Raw genomic sequence first — 13,749 nt, forward strand, 5'->3', positions numbered from 1 at the left:
AAATCCAGACCGCGAGGCGCTTGATGCGTTGCGGTGTAACGGCTTCCCGGCCTGCCGGTGCTGCGACTATCGCCGCCGGCAGGCCGGGCCTCAATCGACCTGGAGGTGTTGACCCGTGTTGCTGGCTTCCACCGTGCGGGTGACGGCCCGCAAGAGCGCCGTGTGGCGCACGTGCGGACGGTGTTCGGTCCTGTCCCCGCTGGCCCCTGATGAGACCCGCTGCCGGGCGTGCGCGCCCGGTGGCAAGACCTGTGGAAAGGCGAGCCGTGGCAAGCGGTAGCGAGGCGGACCCTACGGGTCCGAGTCCCGCTGACCTCGCCGCGATCGAGCGCGAATGGCCGCTGATCGCGGCCGAGCTGGCGTTGGTCGACGCCGAGATTCAGGTGTTGACCGCCACGCGCGGCCCGTCGCCGCTGGACTGGCGCCGGTTCCGCCGGGCCGAGCAGCGCGCGTTGCGCGAGGCGTTCGCGTTCGTAGCCGCAGAGCAGCGGCACTCCGACGACCCCCGTAGCCCGATCGAGAGCGAGGAAGCGGCATGAACACGATGACCCCGGCACAGGTGGCGGCCCGGTTGCGGATCCTGGCGGACCTGCTGGACGTGACCACCGGCCCGCCGGTCCCGCTTCGGCTGTACGTGAGCCTGGACGTGTCGAAGCACTCCACAACGCTCGACCAAGACAGCCGCGTTGCCGCGGTAACCGCGGTCGCTGACGCGCTCGGGATGACCGCCGAACCGGTCAAGGCCAACGGCGGCTGGTGGGAGCACATCGCGACGGAGCACGGCGATAGCTACACGGTGCGTGTGCACACCGACATCACCGGCCCGCAGGTGTGCGCGTGCGGCGTGGCCTGCACCCACGGCGGCGCGCTCGCCGCTGCCGCCTGATCCCGGCCCGACCCCTCGAAGAGAGACCTCCTGAACGGAGAAACCCCATGGGAAACCTGAAGAAGTTCGCGATCGCTGCGGTGGTCGTGTTCGTCATCGCCTACAACCCGTCCGGTGCCGCTGCCGTGCTGCAGATGCTCGGCGGGCTGTTCGTTGACCTCGTTGACGGCGCGGGCGCTGTCGCGGTCGACCTGAACGGCGGTCAGTGATGGCCGCCGCAACGGTCCGGATGACCGGCCGCGGATGGGCCTACATCGGCGCCACGCTCGGCGGCGCCGTGTCGGTCGCGGCGAACGTCGCGCACTCGTACGTGCCGCCGGCCGACGCCCGCCCCGGCTGGTCGCCCGAGACCGGCGCCGTCATCAGCGCCGTGTTCTGGCCGGTGGCGCTGTTCGCCGCGGTCGAGATCCTCGCCCGCGTGCCGTGGCCCGCTGGCGGACGCTGGCTCGCGGCCCGCTTCCTCGGCCTGCTCCCGGTCGCCTTGGTCGCCGCGTTCGTCTCCTATCGGCATCTGTCCGGTCTGCTCGCGCACTACGGGGAGGACCGGCTGACCGTCGCGGTCGGCCCGCTCGCGGTCGACGGTCTGATGGTCATGGCGACCGCCGCCCTGATCGCAACCGCAACCCGACGCGGCGCCGCCGCCGCGCTCGACACGCAAGCCGCAACGGTCATCGAATCGGCCGCGCCGGTCGAGGTGCCCTCGGTCGACCTCCCGGCGGCCGAGGACGCGCCGCCGACGCCGGCAACGAACGCCGCGCCGGCCGGCAGGTCGACCACGCGGACGGCCCGGCCGCGGACCTCGCGCCGGCCGCCCTCGGCGGTCAAGGTCGAGAAGGCCGCCGCGCGGATGCCCGGCGCCACCGTGGCGGCAATCGCGGCGAAAGCTGGCGTCAGCGAGACCACCGTCCGGCGGTACCTCCCGGACAACTTCTCGGCGCCGGTTGCCGCCACTCTGCCGCCAGCAAACGGCACCTCACCTGCGGTAACGCCCGTGCTCGCGGACGCCGCGTAGTTCCCTCGCTCGAACCCACCCCGACCGCGATGACGCGGTCCGAGCCCTGCCACATCTTCGCTGTTTGGAGGCCCGTCATGGGCAAGCACACCAAGTCGGACAACGCCCCGTCGCAGTTCATGACCTGCCCGATGTGCAGCGGCTCGCGCCGCCGCGACGGCAAGACCTGCACCTGGTGTCACGGCAACGGCAAGGTCCGTTCCCGCTAGCTCCGCCCGGCGGCGCGGCCCTGAGGCCTCGCAAACCACGTACCGCGCCGCCGGCCCCTTGTCCCGATCCACCCGAAGGGCTTCACGGAGGACCCTCATCATGACCAACGAGAACGGCGACCGCGACCCGATCGACTGGGAGCGGTACGAAGAGGAGATCGGCGGGCCGGGCGCCGCCGATGTGGTCGACCTGGACAAGGCGCGGCAGCGCCGCGACCACGGCGACCAGGTCGACGCGGACGCCGGGCCGGACGGCAGCGCCGGGCCGGTGCTGGTCGACAGCGTGGCCGCGCAGCGTCGACCGAGGTTCACCCTGTCCGGGCTCCGCGACGCCAAGCGCCGGCCGATCGTGCCGGGCTGGCTGCGGTCGCGGGCCGAGGCGACCGGCAACGCCCTGTGGGCGTTGGAGCTGGCCGGGCACACGCTGGCCTATCACGGCATCCGGATGCCGAAGTACGCCGCCAAGGTGACCTGGCGCGCGCCGCGCGGCGCCGTCCGGCTGGTGGTCACCTACGTGCGGTGGTGGTTCGACCGGGAGGGCGAGGTGTTCCGGCAGGCGTCCGCCCGCGAGGAGGACGCCGACCTGTACCTGAAGCTGGCCCGGCAGCGTGACCGGCGGGTGCGGTGGCGCGGCATCGTGACCGTGCCGGTCGCCCTCGCCGTGTTCCTCGCGCTCGTCTGGCTCGCGACGGCCGCGAGCACGCCGACCGTGTGGGCGGCGCTCGCCGCGCTCATCGTGGCGTGCGGCGTGGTCGGCACCCCGGCCGACAAGCCGTTGCTCGACACGGCGGTGGTCCGCACGGACGCTGCGCCGCTCACGTCGGCTGAGGTGGTCCGGGCGTTGTCGACGCTGCGGATCGTCGGCATCGACCGGGCGATCCGGGCCGGGGACACCGGCAAGCGGTGGTTCCCCGCACCGATCCAGCGCGACAACGGCGCCGGCTGGCGCGCCGAGGTCGAGCTACCGCGCGGCGTCACCGCGACCGAGGTCGTGGAGAAGCGCGAGGAGCTGGCGTCCGCGCTGGCCCGGCCGCTCGGGTGCGTGTGGCCGGAGGCGAACACGGACGTGCACCCCGGCCGGCTGGTGCTGTTCGTCGCCGACCGGGACATGTCCCGGGCCAAGCCGGTTCCGTGGCCGCTGCTCAAGACCGGCCTCGTGGACCTGTTCAAGTCGTTCCCGTTCGGCACCGACCCGCGCGGGCGCATGGTGCCGCTGACCCTCATGTTCGCCTCGATGATCATCGGGTCGATTCCCCGCATGGGCAAGACGTTCACGCTCCGGCTCGCCCTGCTCGGCGCGGCATTGGACCCGCGTGCGTGGCTGTACGCCTTTGACCTCAAGGGAACCGGTGACCTCGCGCCGCTGGAACCCGTCTGCCACAGGTACCGCGCCGGTGACGACGACGAAGACATCGAGTACGCCATCATTGCGATGCGCGAGGTGCGGGCCGAGCTGCGGCGCCGGACGAAGGTGATCCGGGAACTGCCGCGTGACCTGTGCCCGGAGAACAAGGTCACCCCGGAACTGGCCGACCGCAAGACGTTGGGCCTGCACCCGGTCGTCATCGGGGTGGACGAGTGCCAGGTGTGGTTCGAGCACCCCAAGTACGGCGACGAGTTCGAAGAGATCTGCACCGACCTCGTGAAGCGTGGCCCGGCCGCCGGGATCGTGCTCATCCTGGCAACGCAGCGACCGGACGCCAAGAGCCTGCCGACCGGCATCTCCGCCAACGCGGTGCTGCGGTTCTGCCTGAAGGTGATGGGCCACACCGAGAACGACATGGTGCTCGGCACGTCGATGCACAAGACCGGCATCCGGGCGACCATGTTCTCCCGGCGTGACAAGGGCATCGGCTACCTCGCCGGTGAAGGCGACGACCCGCAGATCGCACGGACCGCCTACATCGACGGGCCGACCGCCGACGCCATCGTGACCCGCGCTCGCGCCGCGCGGGAGCGCGCCGGCAACCTGACCGGCCACGCCGCCGGGCACACCGTCGACACCGTGGCGGTCCGGCGGGACACCCTGCTTGACGACCTGGCCGTCGTGCTCGGCACCGGCGAGGCCAAGGTGTGGACCGAGACCGTGTTGGAGCGGCTGGCCGGGCTCCGCCCGGACGCCTACGCGGGCATGACCCGCGACCAGTTGACGGCCGCGCTCAAGGTCCACGGGATCAAGACCAAGCAGGTCTGGGGCACCGACCCCACGACGGGCGAGGGCGCCAACCGGCGCGGCATCGACCGTGCCGACATCACGGCCGCGATCACCAAGCGTGACCGCGAGCAGGGCGGTCGGGCCGCGTCCTGACCCCTCCGGAGGCCGCTAGGTCTAGCACTGGCACCCGCTAGACCTAGCGGCACCGCTAGCGCCTCATTCATTCCCTGGCCAGCGCCCTAGCTTCTAGCGGCGCTGGCCGTCTACACCCCGAAATCGGCCCGTGGAGGCACTTCGTGAACCCCGCGCTCCTGCTAGCTAGCTTCATCCTCGCCGTCACAGGCGGTTACGCACTGTTGTGCGCCGCCGCGCCGTGGACGCACTGCCGCGCCTGCTCCGGCACCGGCCGCAAGCCCGGCCGCGCCGGCAAACTCCTGCGCTCGCCGTGCCGACGCTGCGACGGCACCGGCATCCGCGTCCGCATCGGACGCCGCGTCTTCACCTGGGTTGACCGGGAGTACCGGCGCGGCACCGCACCCGACCACACGAGCACCGGCCGCGCCCGGCCGTTCGACCGGGGAGGTGCCGAGCGGTGACCCGCATCCGCGCCTTGCTCCGTGCTCGCGTTGAGGCGGTTGCGGACCGCATCCACGCGCCCGGCGACGCCCGTGCCCGCGCTGCCGGGCTGACCGTCGAGCGGTTGCCCGGCGGGCGCCGGCGCATGTCCGACCCCCGCGTGCCGGTCTGGCTCGAACGGCGCCGGCAACGCCTCGCCCGCACCGGCGGCGACCCGCTCGATCGGGCGCTCGCCACCGGTGCACACCGGCCACGCGCCGAGGCCCACGCGGCGAACCGCGATGACGTTCCTCGACTGGCGTGACCACGCGGTCGGTCCGCTCGCGCCGTGCCGGTTGTGCGGCCGTCCGGCGCTGATGCGCGATGCGGACGGCCGTCCGTGTCACAAGATCTGCGCCGAGCACCGGCACGGCAGCGCGCTTACCGGCGAGCCGGGCGCGCTGCCGTTGCCGGACAACGCTTCTGCCGCTTCACAGGAGGTGAAACCCATGGACCACAACCCGTTGCTGACGGCTGCACTGACGTGCGCGGCGCGCGGCTGGCACGTGTTCCCGTTGCGTCCCAACGACAAGCGGCCCGCGTTCCCGGACCACGCCGAGGAAAACTGCGCCGGATCGGAGCGGCGCTGCGCCGCTGCCGGGCGGCATGTCGGGTGGGAGGAACGCGCCACCGTCGACCCCGACCGGATTCGCCGGGCGTGGACCGTTGCGCCGTACGGCATCGGGGTGGCCTGCGGACCGTCCGGGCTGGTGGTCGTGGACCTGGACATGCCCAAGCCGGGCGCCACCGTCCCGGAGCAGTGGCGGCTACCCGGCATCAACGACGGCACCGACGTGTTCGCCGAGATCTGCGACCGGGCCGCACAGCCCATCCCGCTGAACACGTACACCGTGACCACCGGCAACGGCGGTACCCACCTGTACTACCGGCACCCGACCGGCGAACCGTTGCTACGTAACACATCCGGTACGCGAGGCAACGGTCTGGGGTGGCTGGTCGACACCCGCGCGCACGGCGGGTACGTCGTCGCCGCGGGCAGTTCTGTCGACGGTCGCGCCTACACCGTCACCCACGATGCCGACGTGATGGCCCTGCCTGGCTGGCTCGCCGACCGGCTACGGCCGTCCGATCCGGCGTCGTCCGGACGGCCGGTCGTGGTCGACATCGGCACCGGCCGCCGCGCGGCCTACCTGCAAGCCGCGATCGACCGCCAGGTCGAACACCTACTGGCCGCGACCGGCAACCGCAACGACGCGCTGTACATCGCCGCGCAGAACCTCGGCCAGCTCGTGGCCGGTGGCGACCTGGACGCCGCGCACGTGACCGCGGTGCTGACCGATGCGGCCGAGCAGCTCGGGCTGCACCGCGACCCGCCCGCCGGGCAGATCGCGAAGACCATCGCGTCCGGGCTGCGGGCCGGTGCGCGCCGGCCACGCCGGGCGGCGGCATGACCCGCCCACAGGTGCAGGTCGGCACCGGTCCGGAGACCATCCGCGTGCTCAAGGCCGCGCTCGTAGATGGCATCCTGCCGCACACCTACGTGTCGGCCGGTGCGCTGGTGCACATGGAGACCGTCTCCGGTGACCTGGCCACCGGCGCCGCCGATGAGGACGCCCCGCTCCCTGTTTCAGCCAGTCCGCTCAACCCCGCCGCGCTCGCCGGTCTGCTGGCCGAGCACGCGCACGTGTTCCGCGTTCGCACCCGCAAGGGTGAGAACGGCCCGGAGATGTTCGAAGAGGAGGTGACCCCGCCCCGCGAGATCCTGTCTTCCGTGCTGGCCGGGAAGACCTGGCCGAACGTGCCGCCGCTGCGCGGCGTGATCGGCGCGCCGGTGCTCCGGCGCGACGGGACGCTGTTGCAGCGGCCCGGCTACGACCCCGCCACCGGTCTCTACCTCGCCGCACGGGTCGACCTGCCCGAGGTGCCCGAGCAACCGACCGCGGAGCAGGTGTGCAAGGCGCGCGAGTTCCTGTTGGGCCGGTTCCTGCGTGACTTCCCGTGGAGCAGCGCGGCCGACCGGGCGAACTACCTCGCACTACTGGCGACGCCGATCCTGCGGCACTACACCCGGTCGCTGACCCCGTTCGCGGTCATCGACGCCACCATGCCCGCGTCCGGTAAGACGATCCTCACCGGCGGCCCCGGCATGCTCTACGGCCAACGCGTGCTGCCGTGGACCTACAGCGAAGAGGAGTTGCGCAAGACCATCACGGCCGTACTCGCGCAACAGGTCGGATGCGTGGTGTTCGACAACCTGGCCGAGGGCACCGTCATCGACTCCGCGATCCTGGCCCAGCTCGTCACCGGCGGAGTCTGGTCGGACCGGCAGTTGGGATCGTCGCGCACCGTCGCGACCATCAACGACCGGCTCTGGATGGCCACCGGCAACAACCTGCAAGTAGGTGGCGACATGGCATCGCGGACCGTCCGCGTCCACCTCGACCCGAACATGCCGCGCCCGGAGCAGCGCGACCAGTCCGGGTTCGGCATCCCGCACCTCGACCAGTGGATCACCGTTCCGGCCAACCAACTCACCGTGCTCTGGCACCTCCTGGTGCTCGTGCTCGACTGGACCCGCAACGGCGCACCTCGCGCCGCCGGCATGTCGATGCGGCAGTTCACCCCGTGGGCGCAAGCCCTCGGCGGGTTCCTCGCCCACCACCACGTGCCCGGGTTCCTCGCCAACGCCGAGGAAGTACGCGGGGTAGACGAAGACGAAACGCGCTGGCGCGCGTTCCTGTCCTGCTGGCACGACCGGCACGCCGGCCGCGAGATGACCGCCGCGGACCTACGTCGCGACGGCGAGCCGGACCACACCGGCGGGGACACGTTCGATGCGTGGGACGGGCAGTTCATCACCACGCACACGGGCAAGCTGCCCAACCCGCTCGCGCTCGGCCGGCTGCTGACCGGGCAGGTCGGCCGGTGGCGCGGCCCGTACGTCATCCGCGCAGGGAAGAACGACCGGGGCGACCGCAACGTGTTCTGGGTCGAACGCCACGACGGCTGACCGGACGCGCTTCAAGAGCGGCTGAAACATCTCCGCATCTCCGCAACGCCGCACAACCCCTGAGCGACCAGCGGAACGACCCTGCGGAGATAGAACCGGTCGACGGTCGCCCATCTCCGCAACTCCGCACGATCACCGGACTTGCGGAGTTGGGCCAACCCGACTCCGCAAGATCTCCGCACCCACGTTCCGCAGCTCACCGGACGATCCTGCGGGGTTGCGGAGATGCGGAGATGTTTCAGCCCTTCCAGCCACAAGCAGCGCCGGCCGCCAAACCCTCTCAATCCGATCGGATCCATAGGAAGACACCAGCGACCCACAGATCTTGGCTACACGGGCCGTACAGCGGGCGCTCAGACCGTCTCTGACGCGTTGAGCGCTCGCTGACCCAGCAACCCGGCCCACGGACGGAAAGGCCCCACCGTGCGAATCAGGCTGCACGGCACCTCGGCAGAGATGACGGCCACCCTCGCCGCGCTCGCCGTGGCGCTCGACATATCCGAGATCAGCCGGCCGTACCCCGACCGGCACCCGTCCAACAGGACCCGCACCTACCTCACGGCCACCCCGCGAGGCGACCGAAAGGAACGCGACCAGTGACCACCCCGAACCTCCCGGCCAGCTCGCCGCGAATCCTGCTCAAGGTCGAAGAGGCCGCCCGCGTGCTCGGCATCGGCCGGACGCTGATGTACAGCCTCGTCATGAGCGGCGAAGTCGAGTCCGTTCCCATCGGCCGACTTCGCCGGATTCCGGCCGACTGCCTCACCGAGTACGTCGCGCGGCTGCGCGCCACCAACCAGGTTCAGCCCAACGCCGCATGAGGAGACCAACGGTGGGACGACGGCCCAACGGAGCATCGAGCATCTACCAGGGCGGCGACGGGAACTGGCACGGTCGGGTAACCGTTGGCGTCAAGGACGACGGCACGCCCGACCGGCGACACATCCAACGCAAGACCGAGGCCGAGGTCATCCGCGCCGTCCGGGAGTTGGAGAAGCAGCGAGACGCGGGCAAGGTCCGCAAGGCCGGTCAGCGTTGGACGGTCGCCAAGTGGCTCACCCACTGGGTCGAGAACATCGCGGTTAACGCCGTCCGCGAGAACACGATCTCCGGCTATCGCGTCGCGGTCAATCGGCACCTGGTGCCCGGCATCGGCGCGCACCGGCTGGAACGGCTGCAACCCGAGCACTTGGAACGCCTATACACGAAGATGCAGGCCAACGGCAGTTCGGCCGGTACAGCGCACCAGGTGCACCGAACCGTGCGGACCGCGCTTAATGAGGCGGTACGGCGAGGCCACATCACGAGCAACCCCGCGACGCTGGTCAAGGCCCCGCGACTCTCGGAGATGGAGGTCGAGCCGTACACGGTCAAGGAGGTCGGTCGACTGCTGGCCGAGGCCGGGCAGCGCCGGAATAGCGCGCGGTGGGCAATCGCGCTCGCGCTCGGCCTGCGCCAGGGCGAAGCGCTCGGCCTGAAGTGGTCCGATATCGACCTCGAAACCGGCACGCTGGTTGTCCGTCGCGCTCGACTACGGCCCCGTTGGCGGCATGGCTGCGACGGGAAATGCGGTCGCAAGATGGGCGGCCATTGCCCCGCGAGAATCGCCCTTCGGACCGAAACGGCCGACACGAAATCGCGCGCCGGCCGCCGCGCGATCGGTCTTCCGGGCCAAATCGTGAGCCTGCTCCGCAAACACCAGGAAATCCAGAACGGCGAGCGGGAGACCGCCGGCCAGCTCTGGCGAGAGGGAGGGTGGGTCTTCACGACGCCGACCGGCGAGCCGCTGAACCCGCGGACCGACTACACGGAGTGGAAGAGGCTGCTCAAGGCCGCCGGCATCCGCGACGGGCGCCTACACGACGCCCGGCACACGGCGGCGACAGTGCTGCTCATCCTCGGCGTCGCCGAACGGGCCGTGATGGGCATCATGGGCTGGTCGAACACCGCGATGGCCGTCCGTTACCAGCACCTCACGGCGAAGGTCCGGACGGACATCGCGAAGCAGGTCGACGGGCTGCTCTGGCGCCCGGACGACCTGGGCGACGACGGCCAGGGCGGCGCGCTCGTACCGGTCACGTAGCGCTCAACTGAGACGGAAACTGAGACGGCGACAGGAAACGGGCCGGTCCTCATGAGGACCGGCCCGGCATCGCTACTGCTCAGAGCGGTGGCGGCGGGATTTGAACCCGCGGAGGGCTTGCACCCTCACACGCTTTCGAGGCGTGCTCCTTAGGCCACTCGGACACACCACCGCCGAGTAGGTTACCGGACCCGGCCCGTGGGCCGCACCGGGGGCTGGCAGGATCCAGGGCATGAGTACGCATATCGGTGCCGCCCCTGGTGAGATCGCTCCCCGCGTCCTGATGCCGGGGGATCCGCTGCGCGCCAAGTGGATCGCGGAGACCTTCCTGACCGACGCGAAGTGCTACTCCACGGTGCGGAACATGTTCGGGTTCACCGGCACCTACAACGGCGTGCCGGTGTCGGTGCAGGGGTCGGGCATGGGTATGCCGTCGGCATCGATCTACGCGCACGAGCTGATCAACGAGTACGGGGTCACGACGCTGATCCGCGTGGGCACGTGCGGTGCCCTCACCGCCGACCTCAACCTGCGCGACGTCATCGCCGCCAGCGGGTCGAGCACCGACTCGAACATGAACCGGTTCCGGTTCGACGGGCTGATCGACTACGCGCCCGTGGCCGACTTCGGACTGCTCCGCACAGCCGTGGACAAGGCCGAGGCCAGGAACATCGCGATGACCGTCGGTCCCATCCTCGCCGCCGACGCGTTCTACACCGACCGGCCCGACCTGTACGACCGGCTGGCCGAGTACGGCGTGCTCGCCGTCGAGATGGAGTCGGCGGCCCTCTACACGATCGCCGCCCGGTACAAGGCGAAGGCTCTCACCCTGTTGACGGTCAGCGACAACCTGAAGACCGGCGAAGCGTCCAGCGCACAGGAGCGGCAGGAGACGTTCGCGCAGATGGTCGAGGTCGCGCTGGACACGGCGATCGCGTAGAGAACTAGACTGCCAGCGCCTCCGTCGGTGACAGCCGGGCCGCCCGCATCGCCGGGTAGAGCCCGGCCACGCCGCCGATCACGAGCGTCGCGAGGGCGCCACCGGCAGACGCCCACAGCGGCACCACGGTCGGCCACCCCTGCATGAGCGCGTACGTGCCCGTCACCAGCACACCGACGAACACCCCGCCGAGCCCGCCGAGCAGCGACAGCAGCAGCGACTCGGCCAGGAACTGCGTGCGGACCTGTCCCCGGGTGGCGCCGAGCGACCGGCGCAGCCCGATCTCGGCCCGCCGTTCCAGCACCGAGATCACCATCGTGTTCGCCACGCCGACGCCGCCGACGAGCAGCGCCACCGCCCCGAGGCCGAGCAGCAGCCCGGTGAACGCGTCGTCGGTCACCTTCGCCGCGGTCAGCGCGTCCGACGGCCGGGACACCTTCACCTCCGACGGCGCCGACGGGTTCGCGGTCGCGCCGAGCACCGCCTGCACGTCGGTCACGTAGGCGGGGTCGGTGCGGGTGTAGACGGTCGTCGGGTGGCCGTCGAAGCCCAGGAACTCCGACGCGCCGGTCCACCCGACGAGCACCGCGCTGTCGAGCTCGCGGGCCAGCGGCACCGGCGCCAGGACGCCGACGACGGTGCACCACACCCCACCGACCAGCACCTGCTGGTCGGGGCCGGCGGCGGCGACGCCGAGCCGCGCGGCGGCCGCCGATCCGAGCACCACCGCGGGGTACCGCGACGAGGCGGAGTTCAGCCAGGTGCCGTTGGCCACCGTGGCGCCGACCACGGACAGCAGGTCCAGCCGTGCCGCGTACACCGCGATCCCGTTCGTCTGTGCCGTCGGGATGCGGTCGTTGCGGTACGCGTTCGCGTCCGACAGCCGCCCGACGGCCGACACCGACTCGACCGGCCCGATGCGTCCGATCATGTCCACGGCTTCCAGGGGCAGCGCCGAGTCCTCGCCGAACATGGTCTGTCCGGGCGCCACCGTGAGCAGGTTCGTGCCCAGCGCGTCCAGTTGTCGTTGCACCTCGGCGCGTGACGACGACGAGATCCCGACCACCGACACCATCGCCGCGATCCCGATCGCGATGCCGAGCGCCGACAGGAACACGCGTAGCGGCCGGGTCCGCAGCCCGACCCCGCCGACGCGGAGCACGTCGGCGAACGACAGCCGGTTCACAGGACGCACCCGTCGCGCATCGACACCTGCCGCGGAAGGCTGTCGGCGATCTCGCGGTCGTGGGTGATGACCACCACCGTGGTTCCGGCGGCGTTCAGGTCGCGCAGCAGGTCCATCACGCCGCCGCCGGAGGCCGTGTCGAGGTTTCCGGTCGGCTCGTCGGCGAGCAGCAGCGCGGGGTCGCCGACGACCGCCCGCGCGATCGCCACCCGCTGCTTCTCGCCGCCCGACAGTTCGTGCGGCCGGTGCCGCAGCCGGTGTCCGAGGCCGACCCGTTCGAGCGCCGCCGTGGCACGGCGCCGTCGTTCGGTGCGGCGCACGCCGGCGTAGAGCAGGCCGTCGGCCACGTTGTCGAGAGCGTCGGTTCCGGCCGCGAGGTGGAACTGTTGAAAGACAAAACCGATAGTGGACGCGCGGAGCGCCGACAGCCGACGGTCGATCATTCGGCCGACGTCGTGACCGGCGATGAGCACGGTGCCGCCGGTGGGCCGGTCGAGCGTCCCGATGACGTGCAGCATCGTCGACTTGCCCGACCCCGACGGTCCGACGATCGCGACCAGCTCGCCCGCGTCGACGGTCAGTGAGACGCCGCGCAGCGCCTCGACTCCGCCCGGGTAGACCTTCGTGACGTCCTTCAGCTCGATCACGATGGCATCCCCACGGTCATGCCCTCGGCGATACCGTCGCCGGTGATCTCGACCTTGCCGCCGGAGAACAGCCCGGTCTCGACCCGCACGATGCGCGTGCTGCCGTCGGCCTCGATCACCTGGACGCCGTAGCCGCCCTCGGCGAGCGCGAGCAGTGCGGCGACCGGCACGGCGAGCACGTTCTTCCGTTCGGACACCGTGAACGTGACGTCGACGGTGGCCCGGTCGAAGCCGGCGATGGACTTCTGGTCGGCTTCGGCCAGCGCGACGGTCACCTCGATGTCGGTGCTCGCCTCGTTGTTGCCCGACGCCGGCGTGATCACCGTGGCGACGGCGCTGATGGTGCCGTTCGCGGTCTTGCCGTCGGGCAGTTCGACCGTCACCGCCGCGCCTTTGACCGCGAGCCGCTGGTCGGCGACGTCGAGCGTCACGGTGACGACGCGGCTGGTGCCGCTGATGGTGAGCAGGTTCCCCTGCGCGCTGCCACCGACGGCCGCCTCGACGCCGCTGACCCGCACCACCGTGGAGGCGAACACGACCCGGCCGAGCTCGACGGTGCCGGTCTCCTCGAGCCCGAGGTCCTCCTGCCATTCCCGCACGGCGGCGGCCGTCGACGAGGTGTACTCCTCGTCGACGGTGAACCCGTCGTATCCGAGGGCGGCGAGTTCCGACTCGAACTGTTTGACGTCGGCGCCTTCGAGGCCCGACCGCAGTTCCCGGTAGGCGGGCAGGGTGCCGTACAGGAGGACGACCGGCGTGTTGTCGACCCGGTAGACGGTGTGGCCCCGCTGCAGCACCGTGCCGGTCTCGGGCAGCCAGGTGACGGTGCCGTTGATCCGTCCGGCGACGGCGTAGTCGGTGCCGTGGCCGAGGGTCCCGTCGACCTCTTTCCGGTCGTAGAGCGTGGTGCGGCCGATCGTCGCCGTTCCGGGCGGCTTTGCCGCGCTCTTCGGGGTCCCCTCGTTTCCACCCCCGAACCCGAACGCGGCCGCGGACGCCGCCCCCACGACGGCGACCGCCGCCACGACCGCGACCGCCACGCGCC

General features: G+C 71.2%; 17 protein-coding genes and 1 tRNA gene. 14 read left to right on the forward strand and 4 right to left on the reverse strand.

What is annotated here, in order from left to right:
- Nucleotides 1-266 precede the first annotated feature (266 nt).
- The 13 genes from Voc01_RS02805 (at nucleotide 267) to Voc01_RS02860 (ending at nucleotide 9,931) form a co-directional block, all read left to right on the forward strand.
- A complete protein-coding gene (locus tag Voc01_RS02805; RefSeq protein WP_203925642.1) occupies nucleotides 267-539 on the forward strand; it encodes a DUF6284 family protein in 273 nt (90 codons plus the stop codon).
- The gene (locus tag Voc01_RS02810; RefSeq protein ID WP_203925643.1) at nucleotides 536-886 is read left to right on the forward strand and encodes a hypothetical protein; all 351 of its coding nucleotides are present in this window, start codon (nucleotides 536-538) and stop codon (nucleotides 884-886) included. The genes Voc01_RS02805 and Voc01_RS02810 overlap by 4 nt, the downstream gene beginning before the upstream one ends.
- 47 nt (nucleotides 887-933) lie before the next feature.
- Nucleotides 934-1,095, forward strand: a complete 162-nt coding sequence (locus Voc01_RS02815) for a hypothetical protein (RefSeq protein WP_203925644.1) — start codon at nucleotides 934-936, stop codon at nucleotides 1,093-1,095.
- Between the two features lie 20 nt (nucleotides 1,096-1,115).
- Nucleotides 1,116-1,898 carry a hypothetical protein gene (locus Voc01_RS52760; protein WP_239159896.1) on the forward strand — a complete coding sequence of 261 codons (783 nt, stop codon included), beginning with the start codon at nucleotides 1,116-1,118 and terminating at the stop codon, nucleotides 1,896-1,898.
- A 77-nt stretch (nucleotides 1,899-1,975) separates the two neighbouring features.
- A complete protein-coding gene (locus Voc01_RS53965; protein ID WP_275423681.1) occupies nucleotides 1,976-2,107 on the forward strand; it encodes a hypothetical protein in 132 nt (43 codons plus the stop codon).
- Nucleotides 2,108-2,207: 100 nt separating this feature from the next.
- Nucleotides 2,208-4,415 carry a P-loop NTPase family protein gene (locus Voc01_RS02825; RefSeq protein ID WP_203925645.1) on the forward strand — a complete coding sequence of 736 codons (2,208 nt, stop codon included), beginning with the start codon at nucleotides 2,208-2,210 and terminating at the stop codon, nucleotides 4,413-4,415.
- Nucleotides 4,416-4,558: 143 nt separating this feature from the next.
- On the forward strand, nucleotides 4,559-4,858 hold the full coding sequence (locus Voc01_RS02830; protein WP_307781553.1) for a hypothetical protein: 300 nt from the start codon (nucleotides 4,559-4,561) through the stop codon (nucleotides 4,856-4,858).
- Nucleotides 4,855-5,142, forward strand: a complete 288-nt coding sequence (locus Voc01_RS02835; RefSeq protein WP_203925646.1) for a hypothetical protein — start codon at nucleotides 4,855-4,857, stop codon at nucleotides 5,140-5,142. Before Voc01_RS02830 ends, Voc01_RS02835 begins: the two co-directional genes overlap by 4 nt.
- Nucleotides 5,120-6,289 (forward strand): bifunctional DNA primase/polymerase, encoded by a 1,170-nt coding sequence (locus Voc01_RS02840; RefSeq protein ID WP_203925647.1) that lies wholly within the window; start codon nucleotides 5,120-5,122, stop codon nucleotides 6,287-6,289. The genes Voc01_RS02835 and Voc01_RS02840 overlap by 23 nt, the downstream gene beginning before the upstream one ends.
- Complete coding sequence (locus tag Voc01_RS02845; RefSeq protein ID WP_203925648.1) at nucleotides 6,286-7,848, forward strand: hypothetical protein; 1,563 nt, start codon at nucleotides 6,286-6,288, stop codon at nucleotides 7,846-7,848. Before Voc01_RS02840 ends, Voc01_RS02845 begins: the two co-directional genes overlap by 4 nt.
- 456 nt (nucleotides 7,849-8,304) lie before the next feature.
- Nucleotides 8,305-8,448, forward strand: a complete 144-nt coding sequence (locus Voc01_RS02850) for a hypothetical protein (RefSeq protein ID WP_203925687.1) — start codon at nucleotides 8,305-8,307, stop codon at nucleotides 8,446-8,448.
- Nucleotides 8,445-8,669, forward strand: a complete 225-nt coding sequence (locus Voc01_RS02855) for a helix-turn-helix domain-containing protein (RefSeq protein ID WP_203925649.1) — start codon at nucleotides 8,445-8,447, stop codon at nucleotides 8,667-8,669. The genes Voc01_RS02850 and Voc01_RS02855 overlap by 4 nt, the downstream gene beginning before the upstream one ends.
- Nucleotides 8,670-8,680: 11 nt before the next feature.
- On the forward strand, nucleotides 8,681-9,931 hold the full coding sequence (locus Voc01_RS02860; RefSeq protein WP_203925650.1) for a tyrosine-type recombinase/integrase: 1,251 nt from the start codon (nucleotides 8,681-8,683) through the stop codon (nucleotides 9,929-9,931).
- Between the two features lie 85 nt (nucleotides 9,932-10,016).
- Here the strand turns inward: Voc01_RS02860 and Voc01_RS02865 are convergent.
- Nucleotides 10,017-10,103, reverse strand: a tRNA-Ser gene (locus Voc01_RS02865).
- 60 nt (nucleotides 10,104-10,163) lie between these two features.
- Between Voc01_RS02865 and deoD the strand changes: the two genes are divergently transcribed.
- A complete protein-coding gene (deoD, locus tag Voc01_RS02870; RefSeq protein WP_203925651.1) occupies nucleotides 10,164-10,871 on the forward strand; it encodes a purine-nucleoside phosphorylase in 708 nt (235 codons plus the stop codon).
- A gap of 4 nt (nucleotides 10,872-10,875) precedes the next feature.
- On the opposite strand, the gene Voc01_RS02875 is transcribed toward deoD, so the two are convergent.
- Genes Voc01_RS02875 through Voc01_RS02885 form a run of 3 tightly spaced genes read right to left on the reverse strand, consistent with a single transcriptional unit; the run spans nucleotide 10,876 to nucleotide 13,744 of the window.
- Nucleotides 10,876-12,057: an ABC transporter permease gene (locus tag Voc01_RS02875; protein ID WP_373873779.1), complete on the reverse strand. Its 1,182-nt coding sequence runs from the start codon at nucleotides 12,055-12,057 to the stop codon at nucleotides 10,876-10,878.
- Nucleotides 12,054-12,704, reverse strand: a complete 651-nt coding sequence (locus tag Voc01_RS02880) for an ABC transporter ATP-binding protein (RefSeq protein ID WP_203925652.1) — start codon at nucleotides 12,702-12,704, stop codon at nucleotides 12,054-12,056. The genes Voc01_RS02875 and Voc01_RS02880 overlap by 4 nt, the downstream gene beginning before the upstream one ends.
- Nucleotides 12,701-13,744: an efflux RND transporter periplasmic adaptor subunit gene (locus Voc01_RS02885; RefSeq protein ID WP_203925653.1), complete on the reverse strand. Its 1,044-nt coding sequence runs from the start codon at nucleotides 13,742-13,744 to the stop codon at nucleotides 12,701-12,703. Before Voc01_RS02885 ends, Voc01_RS02880 begins: the two co-directional genes overlap by 4 nt.
- Nucleotides 13,745-13,749 lie beyond the last annotated feature (5 nt).

It is taken from the genome of Virgisporangium ochraceum (assembly GCF_016863655.1).
Taxonomy (GTDB): domain Bacteria; phylum Actinomycetota; class Actinomycetes; order Mycobacteriales; family Micromonosporaceae; genus Virgisporangium; species Virgisporangium ochraceum.

Bases quoted from the DNA above. Each gene is read 5' to 3' on its own strand.
- Voc01_RS52760 (WP_239159896.1), top strand. From the start codon at position 1,116: ATGACCGGCCGCGGATGGGCCTACATCGGCGCCACGCTCGGCGGCGCC.
- Voc01_RS02825 (WP_203925645.1), top strand. From the start codon at position 2,208: ATGACCAACGAGAACGGCGACCGCGACCCGATCGACTGGGAGCGGTAC.
- Voc01_RS02810 (WP_203925643.1), top strand. From the start codon at position 536: ATGAACACGATGACCCCGGCACAGGTGGCGGCCCGGTTGCGGATCCTG.
- Voc01_RS02840 (WP_203925647.1), top strand. From the start codon at position 5,120: ATGACGTTCCTCGACTGGCGTGACCACGCGGTCGGTCCGCTCGCGCCG.
- Voc01_RS53965 (WP_275423681.1), top strand. From the start codon at position 1,976: ATGGGCAAGCACACCAAGTCGGACAACGCCCCGTCGCAGTTCATGACC.
- deoD (WP_203925651.1), top strand. From the start codon at position 10,164: ATGAGTACGCATATCGGTGCCGCCCCTGGTGAGATCGCTCCCCGCGTC.
- Voc01_RS02845 (WP_203925648.1), top strand. From the start codon at position 6,286: ATGACCCGCCCACAGGTGCAGGTCGGCACCGGTCCGGAGACCATCCGC.
- Voc01_RS02850 (WP_203925687.1), top strand. From the start codon at position 8,305: ATGACGGCCACCCTCGCCGCGCTCGCCGTGGCGCTCGACATATCCGAG.
- Voc01_RS02815 (WP_203925644.1), top strand. From the start codon at position 934: ATGGGAAACCTGAAGAAGTTCGCGATCGCTGCGGTGGTCGTGTTCGTC.